This window comes from Micromonospora maritima (genome assembly GCF_902825405.1).
Lineage (GTDB): Bacteria > Actinomycetota > Actinomycetes > Mycobacteriales > Micromonosporaceae > Micromonospora > Micromonospora maritima.
In genome coordinates, this window is the sequence record NZ_CADEAU010000087.1 from 1 (window position 1) to 15,293 (window position 15,293).

A 15,293-nucleotide genomic window follows, 5' to 3' on the forward strand; every position below is an offset into this window, starting at 1 on the left:
CCGAGCGCGGCGGTCAGCGGACCGCCGAGCATGGTCCCCAGCGGCACCGCCAGCACGGTGACCGCCCCGTTGGCGGCCAGGACGCGCGGCAGGTCCCCGGCGCCGGCGCGACGCTGGACCAGCGCGGTGGACGTCGGCCGGTAGGGCGCCCAGGCCAGGCCGGCCACGGCGAAGGCCGACAGCGACACGGCGAACGGCGCGCCCAACCCGAGCGGCAGCAGCGCGGCGCCGAAGGCCACCACGACGCCGACGAGCGTGGGGCGCAGCGGCCACCGCCGCAGGTGACCGGTGACCAGACCGCCGAGCAGCGAGCCGACCCCGAACGCGGTGTAGTAGGCGCCGAGCGTCGCGGCGGAGGCGTGCGGGTCCTCGCCGACGAGCACCGGCATGGCGACGTAGAACGGTCCGAACAGGAAGGAGAAGCCGACGGTCAGCGACAGCAGGCCGAGCAGCGACCGGTCCCGCCGGATGATCCGGAAACCCGACGTCCGCGACGGACCGTCCCCCGCCGCCCGCCCGCCGCGCCGGTCCCGCGCCGGAACGGCCAGGCGGTAGCTCACCGCCAGCACGCCGAAGCTGGCAGCGTCGACCGCGAGCACCCAGACCGGGCCGACCCCGGCGACGAGGAGACCGGCCAGCGGCGGACCGACCACCGTGGCCGCCTGACCGAAGAGGCCGAGCAACGCGTTCGCGGCCAGGTGGTGGCGCGGCGGCAGCAGTTCCGCCACCAGCGTGAACTGCCCGGCCGCCCCCCAGGGGTGCGGCAGCGACGACACCGCGAGCAGGGCCACGTACAGGCCGACGTCGAGCACCCCGGCGAGGTGGGCGACCGGGATCGCCCCCAGCGCCACCGCGCGCACCGTCGCGTCCCAGCCGGCCAGCTGCGCCCCGCTCCGCCCACCCAGCAGCCGACCGAACAGCACCGTGCCGGCCGCCCCCGGCAGGGTGTACGCGGCCACCGCGAACGCCGTCCACGTGCCCCGCTGACCGGCGGGCGCGAGGTCCAGGGCCAACCAGGTCACCGCGACCAGGGCCAGCCCGTCGCCGAGCGCGGACACGGCGAGCCCGGGCAGCAGCCGGCGCAGCACCGGTTGGGCGAGCACCGGCCGGTAGGGGAGCAGCGTCGTCGGTCGCATGGTGCCCACCCGACCGCATCAGGGGCGCGTACCCCAAGGAAGTTGCCCCAGGGCAGAAGACCGGCCGCCGCCGGGGCGGCCGGCGGGCGCGGTTACCGGTAGTTGGTGAACTGGAGGAATACCGCACGCTAGCAGCCAAAACGCGACCATGATCGCCGCTAGGCCGTCGCCAGGCCGTCCGAGGGCGACCCGAAGGCCTTGTCTACCGCCCGCCGGGTGCGGTCCTCGCTGGTGGGCATGAGGTGCGTGTAGGTGCGCAGGGTGAAGCCGGGATCGGCGTGGCCCAGGTACTCCGACAGCGCCTTGACGCTCTCCCCGGCGTCGAGCAGCACGGAGGCGTAGAAGTGCCGCAGGGCGTGCATACCGGTGGCCCGGGACGACTGGATGCCGGCGGCGGTGAGGGCGGGGTGCCAGTAGTCCCGGTTGAGCGTGTGGCGGTCCAGGGCGACGTTCGTGCGCCCATGGACGACCAAGTTCACCGTGACCGACGGGCCAGCGGGCACTTCCCACGGCAGGGCTACCGGCACCGGGGTGAGGTTCCCCCGGTTTGCCGGAGGGTTGGTTACCTGGCGCCGGTGGGCTCAGGCTGAACGATAGCCGCCTGATCCTGTCGAGCCTGGTGGGTGTGCCAGGCGTCTTCGTGCTCGTCTGGGGATCGCCAGCCAAGGTCTTTCCGGATGCGGAGGGTGTTGCCAGCGGTCAATGAGACGGCGACGTTGAGGACCCGGAGGACGGGCTCGACCCCGAAGGGATCGCGTAGCTCATCGACGAGCGTTATGACCGTCGCCGGGCCGGGCCGGGCCGGGTCGAGTTTCGAGGCGAATAAGAGCCGACGCGGCCTTCAAGATCTCGTTGGCCCGCTTCAACTCGGCGTTCTCCCGCCTTAGCCGGCGCAGCTCCTCCAGCTCCTAGATGGCAGGCCGGTCGTCACGCTGACCCCGGCCGCCTCGGCGGCAGGTCAGCCCGGGTTACGGCCGGGATCGGCGTCCTTTGGCTGCCGTTGGCGGATTTTCGGTCCAAGGCCAGGTGGATCGCCGTCGTGGGGGATCCGGTACGACAGGGGCACTCGGCAACGCGGACCAGGCGTCAGCCCGGGCAAGCCAGTCGGCGAACAGCGCGCGGAACAACAGGTGGGTCTGGCCTGATTCGCTAGATCTCACGGAAGCCACGGTGTCGTCCTCCAGTTGTATCTGTTCATTCGCGGGACAGCAGCGGTGCATCCCGTTAACGGTAACGTGACCGCTAACGGCATCTTGACGCACCTCTCCGACCGCGTCAACTACGAAAACCGGGGGCGAGAGCTGGCATGGTTAAGTAGTGGCGTGACGGAGAAGGACGGGACGGCGACGTCGACGCGGGCCGGCCGGCGGGTCACGCTCAGGGACGTCGCTCGGGTGGCGGGCGTTTCACACCAGACTGTCTCGCGGGCGATCAACGGCAAGAGTGAGATCGACCCGGAGACGCAGCGCCGCGTGCTCGACGTGGCACGGGAACTGCGCTATCGGCCCAGCCGGTTCGGACGTGGGCTGGTCCAACCCGACGTGGTGACCATCGGGCTGGTCGTCCCCGACGTGGTCAACCCGTTCTACCCGGAGTTCGTCGCCGGAGTCATTCAAGCGGCGGGCGGCCGGGACTGGCAGGTCGTCATCGCGAGTACGGAGAATGACCCGTCCCGGGAACTGGCGCTCCTGCGGTCCCTGGGACGGCAGGTCGACGCGATCGTCGGCTACTTTAGCCACACCGACGATGAACTGGAGCCGTACGTCGCGGGTGTGCCGTTGGTCATCGTCGATGGAGGGCTGGACTCGACGACGCACGCACTAGTGCGGGTGGACACGCAGGTAGGTGTCCGAGCCGGGCTGCTGCACCTGATCGAGCGAGGGCATCGGCGGATCGGCATGATCGACTGTTTCTCCACCTGCGATCCCCTGGTACGGCGCCAGACCTTCCTCGACGTCGCTCGGGCCCATCGGTTGCCGGTCGACGAGAGGTGGGTCGTTCTCGGTGAGCAGTCGATGGCCGGTGGCGCCAGCGCGTTCGAGGCACTGCGCGCCGCGCATCCGGACATGACCGGGGTACTCGCGTTCAACGACATTGTCGCGATCGGTGCGTTCCAGGCAACCCGCAAGCTCGGCGTCGCGGTGCCGGCGGAGTGCGCGCTGGTCGGTTTCGACGGCCTGAGCATCGGAGAGTTGATCGATCCGCCGCTCACTACGATCCACCTCGACAAGCGGCGGCTGGGCGAACTCGCCGTGAATCAGGTTGACCGGCTCTTGGCCGGCGAGCTGCCACCACCGGCGGTGCTCAGCCCTCACCTGCTGGTACGCGCCACGACGTAACCGTGCCTCTCCCAACCAACGGGCGTAGGGCGCAAGTTGGACTCGGCCAGGCCGTCACCAGGCCGTCGGAGGCCGATCGGGAGCGACCAACGACGACCACTGGTGACGACATCTGCCCAGGTGACAAGGCGTGGTCGGCCCGATGACCAGGCCGGCCGCAGCCTCCTTACCTGTAGTTGGTGAACTGGAGCGCGACCCCGAAGTCCTCGCCCTTGAGCAGCGTGATGACGGCCTGGAGGTCGTCCTTCTTCTTGCCGGTGACGCGGAGCTGGTCGCCCTGGATCTGCGCCTGGACGCCCTTCGGGCCCTCGTCGCGGATCTTCTTGCTGATCGCCTTGGCCTTGTCCGACTCGATGCCCTGGATCACCTTGGCGTCGATCTTGAAGATCTTGCCCGACGGCCGGGGGTCGCCCGCGTCCAGCGACTTCAGCGAGATGTTCCGCTTGACCAGCTTCTCCTTGAAGACCTCCAGCGCGGCCCGGACGCGCTCCTCGGTCTCCGCCTGGAGGCCGATCGCCTCCTCGCCCGACCAGGAGATCTCGGCGCCGGTGCCGCGGAAGTCGAACCGCGTCGCGAGCTCCTTCTCCGCCTGGCGGAGGGCGTTGTCGACCTCCTGGCGGTCGACCTTGCTCACGATGTCGAACGACGGGTTCGCTGCCATGCTTCTGCTCCTGCTGTCCGGCGGTGTGTCCTGTTCCGTCCCGCGCTGACCAGCGTGGGACCCCCTGACGGTACCCGCTTGCGACGGTGCCGGGGGCAACCGCTATCCTTGCTTCCGCCGCCGCGTTGCGACGCGGTGGGGTGCCCTGGCGGGTTGCCCGAGCGGCCAATGGGAGCGGACTGTAAATCCGTCGCGAAAGCTACAGAGGTTCGAATCCTCTACCCGCCACCAGGTGCAAAAGAGGCCCCTGACCAGCGAGAACGCCGGTCAGGGGCCTCTTTCGTGAGTCTCACTCGGTCCCGCTCCAGCCTGCTCGATCTCGCTGGCTGGGTCGCATGCCTGTCACCGAGATCAACTGGTCCTGGGCGTTGTCGAGCCCGGTCTGGCCTGGGGCCGTTGGGTGGTGGAGAGAACCCTGGCCTGGCTCACCGCACACCGTCGGCCGGCCCGCGACTACGAACGTCGTCCTGAGGTCTCTGAAGCCATCATCCGCTGGGCCGCCATCAACGGCATGACCTGCCGGATCACCCGCGGGCGGCCCGCCCGCCGTCAACTCCGCCGGACCTTCAGTTGGCCCTGATCAACATCTCGAACACGCACTTAGCCGAATCGCTTCGGGTCGAAGGGTTCGGGGTAGTGGAATCGGCCGCGTTGGCCGTTGTAGTGGGTGAGTGCGCGAACCTGAAAGTTCTTCCCCCAAGACACATCTGGTGAGTCGATGCCGTACTGCTGTGCCGGGACGAACCCAAATCGGTGGTAGTAGTCCGGGTCACCTAGCAGCGCCACCAATGGCTCGCCGAGCGCGTCGGCCGCGCCGAGGACGGCGTGCATCATCGCCGAGCCGATCCCGGCCCGTTGGCGATGTGGGAGCACACTGACCGGGCCGAGCGCCAACGCTGGCTCGGCATCGACGCGGGCGCGGGTCGCGAGCACGTGACCGACCACCGCATCGTCCTCGATCGCGACCAGCGACAGCTCAGGGATCCAACTCTCGTCAGCGCGGAGCCACGACACGAGCGTCGCTTCACCGGGATCGCCGCCGGGCTCCACTGGTGGGGCGCTGTGGGCAAGGCCCCGGAATGCGGCCGCAGTCACGGCCCGGATCGCCTCTGCGTCATGGGTGAGTTCGCGTCGAATGATCATCGCCGGACCTTGGCAGCATCCGACAGACACGACAACCTGTTTACAGTCTGAGGAGCCGGCGTCGCCACGGCCGCGCGGTGGTGTGGGGCGGTTGACGGTCGAGCCGGTGACTATTAAGCCTTTCCACGACGCCCGCGCTGTCTGGTCGATGCCGCCGGAGGACTGGGGACGACGCTTGCCGTCGCTGTGCCGCTCCGGGTTCGCGCGGCCAGCGTCGACGGCGGCGGGGACACCATGACCGACAAGACGGGCATGACCCGCGACGGCTCAGCCCTGGGCCAGGTGGTCGACCAGCCGGCGAGCCTCGGCGATGACTTTCGCGTCGAGATCCTCCGTCCTGGTGCTGGTCTGCTGGCGCACGTCGTGGATCGACTCGACGAACTCGTACGCGCTCTCCAGGTTGATGAGTTCTCCCGCCAAGGGAGTTCCGGCGTAGGTGATGAACCAGGCGACCCAGGACGTGAGTTGGCGCGGGGTGATCGTGCCGGCGAGCAGGCGTCGCGCCATGATGCGGAGGACCACCTCCTCGGCTTGCCGGCTCGCTTCCCCGTAGTAGGTCAGGGACAACTCCGCGAACGCGTCGCCCAGCCAGCGGCGCAGCTCGTCGTCCTCGCTGCCCTTCACGGGAGAGACGCCGGCCAGAATCCGAAGGGTAGGACTGTCTACGCCGGCCACCAGGCAGTCACAGGCGGCCCGCACCACGTCGACCGAGGTGGCGGAACCGATGCTCCAGAAGGTGGCGGTGTCCTGGAGGTGGGCAAGCGCCTCTTCGCCGGTCACCGCCACATGATCGGCCCACGTGCCGGGGATGTCGCGGGGTTATCGGGCGTCGGGCCGGCGGCGGGGGAGTGCGAACCACCGCCCGGCCACGACCTCGACCAGGCTGCCCTCCCCGACGAGCTGGGCGAGGGCCGCTCCGATCTCCGCCGGGGTGTGTCCGTCCTCGGCTGCCTCGTCGAGGAACCACCGCACGCGCCAGGCGTCGAACGCCTCGACCGGTCGACCGGTCGCGGGGTCGGTCACCAGGTCGACGTCGACCTCGCGGCCGTCCGGAGCGGTCATGCTCACCCCGACGCCGTGGACGCGGTACGTGACCCCGCTGCTCGTCGTCCCCTCGGGCGGCAGTTCCCGCCGTGACCGCACCGCGGTCAGCAGATCGGCGACGTCGGTGACCGGGTGCAGGTCGTCGAGCATCCGCCGGCGTGTCTCGGCCAGCGCTCGGGCGAAGCGCCGGACGGCGGCGACCGCCGACGGGTCCCGGACCATGCCGGTCAGTATGCCGAGCTGACCGGCGGCCGAGTCGTCGGCGCTTCCCCGGCCCGGCCCGGCCGACCGGTGGGCCGACCGGTGGCGCGGCGGTTGATCCGGGACGAGATGCCAGGGTCGGGCGAGCAGAATGTGGCCGTGATCTATCAGCTGCTGTTCCATCTCGTGGTGCTGGTGGCGCTGGGCGCGCTCGTCCTCTACGCGTTCGTCCGCCTGACGGTCGCGCTGGGGCGGGCGGCGTGGCGGGGCACGGTCACCCTGCCGTCCACGCTGCGGTCCATGGCGCGCGAACCGCCGCCCGGTGGCGCCTTCAACGACTCCCGCGACGTCTGGCCGATGCCGGCCGACGACTGAGACGACCGGTCCCGGCCGAGGACAACCATGCGCGGCGCGTGGAACCGGCGCCTACTGTCGGGTAGTGTCAGCCGCCCGAAAAAACACCCTCTGGGTGGCTCCCGCCCGCGCTGCCGACATGTATGGTGGCCTATGGCTGACGAGGGTGGGGAAGACCGAGCGGCTCGCGCTGGGTCGCGAGTCAGCGTAAATGATCGCTTTGCGGGCTAGGTCGGAATCCGCAGTGGACGAAGGTGTTTCGGCCGCGCACGGCGCTGATCTGGCCGGGTGTGGGGGCGGCCGTCGACCGAACGGCGCAACCTGCATGACTGGCGGCTCAAGCGGCCCGCTGTCGCTTTCCTAGACGCGGGGGCTGTGGCACCATCGTGGAAGTTCTCACCCCCTCGTCACGCCTCTGACAGGAGCAATCATGTCTGGTCGTAGGTTGGGCCGGCTGCTTGGCTCACTCGTTCTCGCTGCCGTAGTCGCCGCCGTCGTCATCGGTTCCGGTGTTCCCGACGTGCAGTTGGCGGACGTCGTCTGGGTCTGACGATCGTCGGCGTTCGGAGCGGGCGGTGACACCCGCCCGTCGACGGCGCTGCCGACGGGAGGGTGATGGAACGGCCTGACCACACCGTGCGGCCTCGGCCCGCGGAGGATGCCTGGATCATCACCGCGCCACTCGCTCTGCTCGCCGTCGCGTCCAGCACCGCGACCGGTCTCATCGCGGACGAGCCGATCGGGAAGTTCCCGCAGGCGGCGATCCTGCTGATCGTCATGATCGTGGTCAGCAGCCGACTGGTCGGCGTGGTCATCCGGCGGCAGTCGCTGGCGATCAGCCTCACCGAGGTGCCCCTGGTCCTCGCGTTGTTCTTCCTGCCGCCGCTCAGCGTGGTCATCGTCTACACGCTCTCCTCCCTGGTCACCCACCTCCGGCACCGCCTCGCGGCGCCGAAGCTGTGGTTCAACGTGGCCCGGGCGGCCGCCGGCGCCTCGCTCGGCACGCTGGCACTCAGCGCCCTGCCGCAGACCACCGGCGTCGGTCCCTACCGCTGGGTCGGCATCTGCCTCGCCGTCGCCATCGTCATCGGGGTCGGGACCGCGTCCATCGCGGCGGTGCACACGCTCCTGCAGGGGTGGCAGGCCGGCCGCGAGACGGTCCGCGCCCTGCCGTCGATCCTGCTCACCAGTGGCATCAACGTCTCGGCCGGCCTGATCGTCCTGTTGTTGCTCAACGAGTCGTGGTGGTCGCTGTTGCCGCTCGCCGCGCTCGCCGGCGGGCTGACGATGGTCTACCGGTCGTACGCGGAGTTCTTCCAGCAGCACCGCACGCTGAGCGGCATGTACGAGCTGAGTCGCGCGGTCTCCACCAGCGGGCCGGACGGCACTCTGGCGGACGCCCTGCTCGGCCGGGTCCGGGCGCTGATGCAGGCCGAGTACGCCACGCTCTGGCTGCCCGCGCAGGGCCGCCACCCCGAAACCCTGCTCACCTCCCGGGTGGACGACCCCGGGCTGCTCGACACCGCGCCCACCCCCGCGACGCTGCGGCGGAAGGCGGTGGAGGCGGCGCGTCCGGTCACCGTCGGGCGCGGGGTCAGCAGCGACCCGGAGTTCCGGGCCGCCCTCGCCGAGCGCGGCATCAAGGACACCGTCGTCGTCCCGCTGCGTTCCGGGCGAGTGGTGATCGGCACGCTGGAGATCACCAACCGTCTCGGCGACCCGTTCCAGTTCAGCCAGCGCGACGTCGCGCTCTTCGAGACGGTGGCGGCGCACGCCGCGGTCGCCCTGGAGAACTCGCGCCTGGTCGACCGTCTCCGTCACGACGCCGAGCACGACACGCTCACCAAGCTGCCCAACCGCCGGCGGCTCACCGCCGCGGTGGCCGAGGCCGTCAGGATCAAAGCGCCGGACGAGGTGGTGGCGCTGCTGCTGTTCGACGTCGACCGGCTGCGCCAGGTCAACGAGTCGCTGGGCCACGCGGCCGGCGACAAGGTCCTGGTGGAGGTGGCCGAGCGGCTGCGGGCCTGCGCGCCCTCCTCGGCGCTCGTGGGCCGGGCCGGCGGCGACGAGTTCCTGGTGACGCTGCGGCTGGAGAGCACCGAGGCGGCCCTGGAGCTGGCCGCCCAGCTGCGCGAGCAGATCCGGGACGAGATGGTCTTCGACGCGCTCACCCTGGACGTGGACACCGCCGTCGGGGTGGCCGTCCATCCCGACCACGGCAGCGACGCGGTGGCCCTGCTCCAACGCGTCGACCTGGCCGCCACCGCGGCCAAGTCGGTGCCGGGCAGCGTCCAGCTCTACAGCCCGGCGCTGGAGTCGCGGTCGCTGCGCCGGCTCGGGCTCGCCGGCGATCTGCGTCGCGCGCTCGACGAGGGCGAGCTGGAGGTCTATTTCCAGCCCAAGGTCACCCTGCGGGACCGCCGGCTGGTCGGGGTCGAGTGCCTGGCCCGCTGGGAGCACCCGGCGCACGGCACGGTCGCGCCGGAGGACTTCGTCGCGGTGGCCGAGCACACCGGCCAGCTCGGCCGGCTCACCGAGTTCGTGCTGCGGGAGAGCCTGCGACGCAGCCGCGACTGGAGCCACGGCGACCAGGCGCTCTCCATCTCGGTCAACCTGGCCGCGCGTACGCTCACCGACCAGCACTTCCCGACCCTGGTACGGGACCTGCTGGCGGAGTACGGCGTCCCCCCGCAGCGGCTCACGCTGGAGGTCACCGAGGCAGGGGTGCTGGACGGCACGGAACGCCCGATCCCGACCCTGCGCAGCCTGCGGGACCTCGGGGTCCGGCTCTCGGTGGACGACTTCGGCACCGGCAACTCGTCCCTGGCCCAGTTGCGCCGGCTGCCGGTGCACGAGGTCAAGGTGGACCGGTCGTTCGTGCAGGGAATGGCGACCGACCCGAGTGACCTGGCCATCGTCAACGCCGTGGTGACGCTCTCCCAGCAGTTCGGCCTGACCGTGGTGGCCGAGGGCGTGGAGAGCGAGCTGACCCTGGAGCTGTTGCAGGACATCGGCTGCGAGATCGGCCAGGGCTTCCTGTTCAGCCGGCCTCTGCCGTACGAGCGGCTGGAGACCTGGTTCGGCGCCCAGGTCGACCCGGAGACGGTCGTTGCCGGGGAGCTGCCGCGCCTGCGTGTGGTGCCCTGATCAGGCGCGACACCCGACGGGGGGATCCGATTTCACCTCGGCGGCGCGGTCGTGTACTGTTTCCTCTGCGCGACACCCCCCGGGGTGATCGGGTAGGCCCCCTTAGCTCAGTCGGCAGAGCGTCTCCATGGTAAGGAGAAGGTCTACGGTTCGATTCCGTAAGGGGGCTCAGAGGGTCCGGCTGGACCCGCCACGGCGGTGTAGCTCAGATGGCAGAGCAAGCGGCTCATAATCGCTGTGTCGCCGGTTCAAGTCCGGCCACCGCTACTCTCGTCCTCCGGGTCACACCGGTGGCCGGTGGGATGGGCGCCACAGGCGCCCACTTTGCATGTCCGCGTCGTCAGCGCGTAGGCTGACACGCCGTAGTTCGTTATCCGTGAGCGAGGAAGGCACTCCGCCGTGGCGAAGGCGACCGATGTCCGGCCGAAGATCACTTTGGCGTGTGTGGAGTGCAAGGAGCGCAACTACATCACGCGCAAGAACCGCCGTAACGACCCGGACCGCATCGAGCTGAAGAAGTTCTGCCCCCGGGACGGCAAGCACACCGTCCACCGCGAGACCCGCTGATCGCGGCCGGCGCAGCCGGCACCGCAAGCAGCATCCGAACGCCGATCCGCCCGGTCGGTGGCTCCAGGGCCGCCCGACCGCACGGATCGGCGTTCGTGTTTTCCGTGTAGGTTCGCGGCATGTCCCTGGACCCGTCCTTCGTCGGCCGGACCTATCCGCCGACCGCCCCCTACCAGGTGGGCCGAGAAAAGATCCGCGAGTTCGCCACCGCCGTCGGCGCGACCGACCCGGCGCACCACGACCCGGAGGCGGCCCGGGCGCTGGGCCACCCGGACCTGGTGGCGCCGCCGACCTTCCCGGTGATCGTGACGATGGCCGCCAGCCGGCAGATCGTCGAGGACCCGGCGCTGGGCGTCGACTACAGCCGGGTGGTCCACGGCGACCAGCGGTTCGCGTACACCCGCCCGGTGGTGGCCGGGGACGAGCTGGTGTGCGTGAACACCATCGAGGAGATCACCAATCGGGGCGGGCACGGCTTCCTGACCACCCGCACCGACGTGAGCACCGTCGGCGGCGAGCCGGTGGTCGCCGTCTGGTCCAAGATCGTCGTACGCGGGGAGGCGTGAGGATGGAACTGCCCGTCCAGACCTACCGGGTGACCCGCGCGGACCTGGTCCGCTACGCGGGCGCCTCGGGCGACTTCAACCCGATCCACTGGAGCGACCGCACTGCCACCGGCGTGGGCCTGCCCGGGGTGATCGCCCACGGCATGTTCACCATGGCCCTGGTCGGTCGCGCGGTCGCCGGCTGGGCCGGCGCGCCGGACGCGGTGGTCGACTTCGGGGTCCGGTTCACCCGCCCGGTGGTCGTGCCGGACACCGACGAGGGCACTGAGATCGAGGTCGCCGCGGTGGTCAAGGAGGTCACCGAGGATGGCCTGACCAGGCTCGACATCACCGCGACGTGTCAGGGCGAGAAGGTGTTGTCGCAGGCCCGGGCGTTGGTCCGGACGACGCGCTGAGGATTCGCCAGACGCGCGAGGGGTGGACCGGTTGGGAAAGTCGCACGACTACCCGTACACTGGTCCGCCGTGGGGCAAGTGACCCCCGCTCGGCGCCTTGTGTCCGAGCGGAGGTGAGTTGCCGCACAGGGGTGTAGCTCAATTGGCAGAGCAGCGGTCTCCAAAACCGCAGGCTGCAGGTTCAAGTCCTGTCACCCCTGCGCCTCAGGCCTGACCGTTCCCGTGGGTCGCGCCGCCTCACCGGCGGCGTCCGGCCCGTGGTGGTGGCACCGGTGGGGTGGTTCCGAGGCACTCGGGGCCCTCCCGGCCGGTCCGCCGGCCGCGGCCCGTCGCGGGACGGTTGGTCCGGCCGGCGTGACCAACACGCCGCGCACGCCGCCCGGCGTGCGACCCCATATCCCGCACGGAGGGCGAAGTGGCCGAGAGCAAGCGGCGCGGCGAGGACGACGGCGACGAGCGTCTGGACGACGCGACCGTCGACGGCGTGGCCGACGACGACGCCACCGACGCGGACGAGCCGGTCTCCCGGGGTGGCACCGCCACCCGCAAGCGGGCCCACGCCGAGCCGACCGAGGGCCGCAAGACCCGCAAGGACACCGAGCGGATCGGGCTCTTCGCCCGCATCGCGCGGTTCTTCCGCGAGGTTGTGGCCGAGCTGCGTAAGGTCATCTGGCCGACCCGCAAGGAGCTGCTGACCTACACGGCCGTGGTGGTCACCTTCGTGGCGGTGATGCTGGCGATCGTGGCCGGCCTGGACTACGGCTTCGCCAAGGCCGTGCTGTGGGTCTTCGGCAACCCCAGCTGACCTGCGGACAGCGATACTGACGGAAGTGAGCGAGCGTGCCTGAGTACGACGAGACCGCCGAGACCCCGGACGAGCAGTCCGCGGTGGCGACGGCGGCCAACAACGAGTCGGTCGAGGCCGCCAGCGAGCCGGAGTTCCCGACCACCGAGCCGGCCCCGGACGAGGACTTCGACCCGGTCGCCGAGCTGCGCCAGAAGCTGCGGTACGCGCCCGGCGACTGGTACGTGGTGCACTCGTACGCCGGCTACGAGAACAAGGTCAAGACCAACCTCGAGACCCGGATCACCTCCCTCGACATGGAGGACTTCATCTACCAGGTCGAGGTGCCGACCCGGGAAGAGGTCGAGGTCAAGAACGGCAAGCGGTCGCAGGTCCAGGCGAAGGTCTTCCCGGGCTACATCCTGGTCCGGATGGAGCTGACCGCCGAGTCCTACTCCTGCGTCCGGAACACCCCGGGGGTCACCGGCTTCGTCGGCGCCACCGACCGGGCCGACCGGCCGGCGCCGCTGAGCCTCGACGAGGTGCTCAAGTGGCTGGCCCCGGCGGTCGAGACCGAGCAGAAGAAGGCCAAGCCCGAGATCAAGGTCCTCGACTTCGAGGTCGGCGACTCGGTCACCGTCACCGACGGCGCGTTCGCGTCGCTGCCGGCGACGATCAGCGAGATCAACGCCGACCAGCAGAAGCTCAAGGTGCTGGTCTCGATCTTCGGCCGGGAGACGCCGGTCGAGCTGAACTTCAACCAGGTCGCCAAGATCTGACGTACGTCGGCACCGGCGGCCCGCCCCTCCGGGGGTGGCCGCCGGTGCGCCGTTTCGCCAGCTCGCCTACCTCGGCGAAAACTCGGTAGAGGTTTGCGCTACCCTTTAACGTCGGCCCTCCGCATCGCGCTGACCGTGCGCGCCCGCGGGCGGCGGAGAATCCCAGTTCCAAGCCCCAGGAAGAGACATGCCTCCGAAGAAGAAGCTCGTCAAGACGTTCACGCTTCAGCTGCCGGCGGGCCAGGCCACCCCGGCTCCGCCGGTCGGCCCCGCGCTCGGCCAGCACGGCGTGAACATCATGGAGTTCTGCAAGTCCTACAACGCGCAGACCGAGTCCCAGCGGGGCGACATCGTCCCCGCCGAGATCAGCGTCTACGAGGACCGCACCTTCACCTTCGTGCTGAAGACCCCGCCCGCCGCCCGGCTGCTGATCAAGGCCGCCGGTGTGCAGAAGGGCTCCGGCGTCCCGCACAAGGAGAAGGTCGGCTCGGTCACCCGCGCCCAGCTGCGCGAGATCGCCGAGAAGAAGATGGCTGACCTCAACGCCAACGACATCGACCAGGCCGAGAAGATCATCGCCGGCACCGCCCGGTCGATGGGCCTGACCGTCGCCGACTGATCTCGCTCCACCGCTCCACCCGATCTGTCTGTTCGTGGGAGGGCCGCGGTCGTCGCGTGCCCGCCAGAGACCACAGGAGTCACCAGAAATGCAGCGCAGCAAGAGCTACCGCAAGGCCGCCGAGGTCATCGACCGGTCGAAGCTCTACACCCCCGCCGAGGCCGTCAAGCTGGCCAAGGAGACCACCAACGTCAAGTTCGACGCCACGGTCGAGGTCGCGATGCGCCTCGGCGTCGACCCCCGCAAGGCGGACCAGATGGTCCGCGGCACGGTCAACCTGCCGCACGGCACCGGTAAGACCGCCCGCGTGATCGTCTTCGCCGCCGGCGCGAAGGCCGAGGAGGCCGCCGCGGCGGGTGCCGACGAGGTGGGCACCGACGAGCTGGTCGCCCGCATCCAGGGTGGTTGGCTGGACTTCGACGCGGCGATCGCCACGCCGGACCAGATGGCCAAGATTGGCCGGATCGCGCGGATCCTGGGCCCGCGCGGCCTGATGCCGAACCCGAAGACGGGCACCGTGACCATGGACGTCACCAAGGCCGTCGCGGACATCAAGGGCGGTAAGATCACCTTCCGGGTGGACAAGCACTCCAACCTGCACCTGATCATCGGCAAGTCCTCCTTCTCGGAGGCGCAGCTGGTGGACAACTACGCCGCGGTGCTGGACGAGGTGCTCCGCGCCAAGCCGTCCGCCGCCAAGGGCACCTTCCTCAAGAAGGTCACCCTCACCACCACCATGGGCCCGGGCGTCCCGGTCGACCCGAAGATCGTGAAGAACCTGCAGGAAGCCTCCTCCGAGGCCTGATCGACGCGTACCGCCCGACGGGGCCCCGCCACCACCCGTGGCGGGGCCCCGTCCGTCTGTCCGCTGTGGCACGCTCGGCGCATGCGGCTCGAAGACGTCTGGCTCCGCTACCACCGGCACGGCCCGTGGGTGCTGCGGCAGGTCGACGTGGCGATCGGTCCGGGTGAGGTGGCGGTCGTGCTCGGCCGTAACGGCGCGGGCAAGTCCACGCTGCTCCAGCTCGCCGCCGGGGTGCTGCGGCCGAGCCGGGGCCGGGTGGTCGACCGGCCGGTGACCGTCGGCTGGGTGCCGGAACGGTTCCCCGCCGACCAGCCGTTCACCGTCGGGGCCTACCTGTCCGCGATGGGGCGCGTCGCCGGCCTGCCGGGTCCCGCCGCCGACCGGGCGGTGCGTCACTGGGTCGAGCGGCTGGGCCTGAGCCGGTTCCACGACGTGCGCCTGCCGCAGCTGTCCAAGGGCACCGTCCAGAAGGTCGGCCTGGCGCAGGCCCTGCTGCGTCCGCCCGGCCTGCTGGTGCTCGACGAGCCCTGGGAGGGGCTGGACGCGGCCGCCCGCGAGCTGGTCCCGGAGATGATCGGCGAGGTGCTGGCCGACGGCGGCGCGGTGCTGGTCAGCGACCACCGGGGAGAGACGGTCCGCCTGCCGGGCGCGCGGCAGTGGTCGGTCACCGCCGGCACGCTGACGGAGGCCGCGCCGTCCGGCGGCCCGGGGCCTCACCGACCTTGGCGGTGCGCAGCAGCTCCTTGAGGTAGA

General features: G+C 70.5%; 17 protein-coding genes, 4 tRNA genes and 1 pseudogene. 16 read left to right on the plus strand and 6 right to left on the minus strand.

The window, feature by feature from the left end:
• The coding region (locus HUW36_RS11425; protein WP_174528127.1) for an MFS transporter at positions 1-1,136 on the minus strand (1,136 nt) is incomplete at its 3' end.
• 158 nt (positions 1,137-1,294) lie between these two features.
• On the minus strand, positions 1,295-1,615 hold the full coding sequence (locus HUW36_RS11430) for a tyrosine-type recombinase/integrase (protein ID WP_246248080.1): 321 nt from the start codon (positions 1,613-1,615) through the stop codon (positions 1,295-1,297).
• A gap of 705 nt (positions 1,616-2,320) precedes the next feature.
• Here HUW36_RS11430 and HUW36_RS11440 point away from each other — a divergent pair.
• Positions 2,321-3,475, plus strand: a complete 1,155-nt coding sequence (locus HUW36_RS11440; protein ID WP_246248082.1) for a LacI family DNA-binding transcriptional regulator — start codon at positions 2,321-2,323, stop codon at positions 3,473-3,475.
• A gap of 166 nt (positions 3,476-3,641) precedes the next feature.
• On the opposite strand, the gene HUW36_RS11445 is transcribed toward HUW36_RS11440, so the two are convergent.
• On the minus strand, positions 3,642-4,136 hold the full coding sequence (locus HUW36_RS11445) for a YajQ family cyclic di-GMP-binding protein (protein ID WP_091569971.1): 495 nt from the start codon (positions 4,134-4,136) through the stop codon (positions 3,642-3,644).
• A 147-nt stretch (positions 4,137-4,283) separates the two neighbouring features.
• On the opposite strand from HUW36_RS11445, the gene HUW36_RS11450 reads away from it, so the two are divergent.
• Both HUW36_RS11450 and HUW36_RS34415 read left to right on the plus strand, forming a co-directional pair.
• Positions 4,284-4,367 (plus strand) — tRNA-Tyr (locus tag HUW36_RS11450).
• Positions 4,368-4,530: 163 nt separating this feature from the next.
• Positions 4,531-4,716, plus strand: a pseudogene (locus tag HUW36_RS34415) (hypothetical protein); the annotation flags it as partial.
• 20 nt (positions 4,717-4,736) lie between these two features.
• Here the strand turns inward: HUW36_RS34415 and HUW36_RS11460 are convergent.
• The 3 genes from HUW36_RS11460 to HUW36_RS11470 form a co-directional block, all read right to left on the minus strand.
• Entirely contained in the window at positions 4,737-5,279 is a 543-nt protein-coding gene (locus HUW36_RS11460) for a GNAT family N-acetyltransferase (RefSeq protein ID WP_174528128.1), read from the minus strand.
• Between the two features lie 267 nt (positions 5,280-5,546).
• Positions 5,547-6,059 (minus strand): hypothetical protein, encoded by a 513-nt coding sequence (locus HUW36_RS11465; RefSeq protein WP_174528129.1) that lies wholly within the window; start codon positions 6,057-6,059, stop codon positions 5,547-5,549.
• Between the two features lie 39 nt (positions 6,060-6,098).
• Positions 6,099-6,545, minus strand: coding sequence for a DUF6896 domain-containing protein (locus HUW36_RS11470; RefSeq protein WP_174528130.1), 447 nt, complete (start codon positions 6,543-6,545; stop codon positions 6,099-6,101).
• A 138-nt stretch (positions 6,546-6,683) separates the two neighbouring features.
• Between HUW36_RS11470 and HUW36_RS11475 the strand changes: the two genes are divergently transcribed.
• The 13 genes from HUW36_RS11475 (at position 6,684) to HUW36_RS11535 (ending at position 15,287) form a co-directional block, all read left to right on the plus strand.
• A complete protein-coding gene (locus HUW36_RS11475; protein ID WP_174528131.1) occupies positions 6,684-6,899 on the plus strand; it encodes a hypothetical protein in 216 nt (71 codons plus the stop codon).
• A gap of 594 nt (positions 6,900-7,493) precedes the next feature.
• Positions 7,494-10,025: a putative bifunctional diguanylate cyclase/phosphodiesterase gene (locus HUW36_RS11480; RefSeq protein WP_174528132.1), complete on the plus strand. Its 2,532-nt coding sequence runs from the start codon at positions 7,494-7,496 to the stop codon at positions 10,023-10,025.
• 96 nt (positions 10,026-10,121) lie between these two features.
• Positions 10,122-10,194 (plus strand) — tRNA-Thr (locus HUW36_RS11485).
• Between the two features lie 25 nt (positions 10,195-10,219).
• A tRNA-Met gene (locus HUW36_RS11490) sits at positions 10,220-10,292 on the plus strand.
• Positions 10,293-10,424: 132 nt separating this feature from the next.
• A complete protein-coding gene (gene rpmG, locus HUW36_RS11495) occupies positions 10,425-10,592 on the plus strand; it encodes a 50S ribosomal protein L33 (RefSeq protein WP_013288652.1) in 168 nt (55 codons plus the stop codon).
• A gap of 119 nt (positions 10,593-10,711) precedes the next feature.
• A complete protein-coding gene (locus HUW36_RS11500) occupies positions 10,712-11,158 on the plus strand; it encodes a MaoC family dehydratase N-terminal domain-containing protein (protein ID WP_174528133.1) in 447 nt (148 codons plus the stop codon).
• 2 nt (positions 11,159-11,160) lie between these two features.
• Entirely contained in the window at positions 11,161-11,553 is a 393-nt protein-coding gene (locus HUW36_RS11505) for a MaoC family dehydratase (RefSeq protein WP_174528134.1), read from the plus strand.
• A 127-nt stretch (positions 11,554-11,680) separates the two neighbouring features.
• Positions 11,681-11,753 (plus strand) — tRNA-Trp (locus HUW36_RS11510).
• A 215-nt stretch (positions 11,754-11,968) separates the two neighbouring features.
• Positions 11,969-12,358 carry a preprotein translocase subunit SecE gene (gene secE, locus HUW36_RS11515; protein WP_174528135.1) on the plus strand — a complete coding sequence of 130 codons (390 nt, stop codon included), beginning with the start codon at positions 11,969-11,971 and terminating at the stop codon, positions 12,356-12,358.
• 35 nt (positions 12,359-12,393) lie between these two features.
• Complete coding sequence (nusG, locus tag HUW36_RS11520) at positions 12,394-13,116, plus strand: transcription termination/antitermination protein NusG (protein ID WP_174528136.1); 723 nt, start codon at positions 12,394-12,396, stop codon at positions 13,114-13,116.
• Between the two features lie 187 nt (positions 13,117-13,303).
• The gene (rplK, locus tag HUW36_RS11525; protein WP_013288647.1) at positions 13,304-13,735 is read left to right on the plus strand and encodes a 50S ribosomal protein L11; all 432 of its coding nucleotides are present in this window, start codon (positions 13,304-13,306) and stop codon (positions 13,733-13,735) included.
• An 88-nt stretch (positions 13,736-13,823) separates the two neighbouring features.
• A complete protein-coding gene (gene rplA, locus HUW36_RS11530) occupies positions 13,824-14,540 on the plus strand; it encodes a 50S ribosomal protein L1 (protein WP_174528137.1) in 717 nt (238 codons plus the stop codon).
• Positions 14,541-14,621: 81 nt separating this feature from the next.
• Entirely contained in the window at positions 14,622-15,287 is a 666-nt protein-coding gene (locus tag HUW36_RS11535) for an ATP-binding cassette domain-containing protein (RefSeq protein WP_246248084.1), read from the plus strand.
• Positions 15,288-15,293 lie beyond the last annotated feature (6 nt).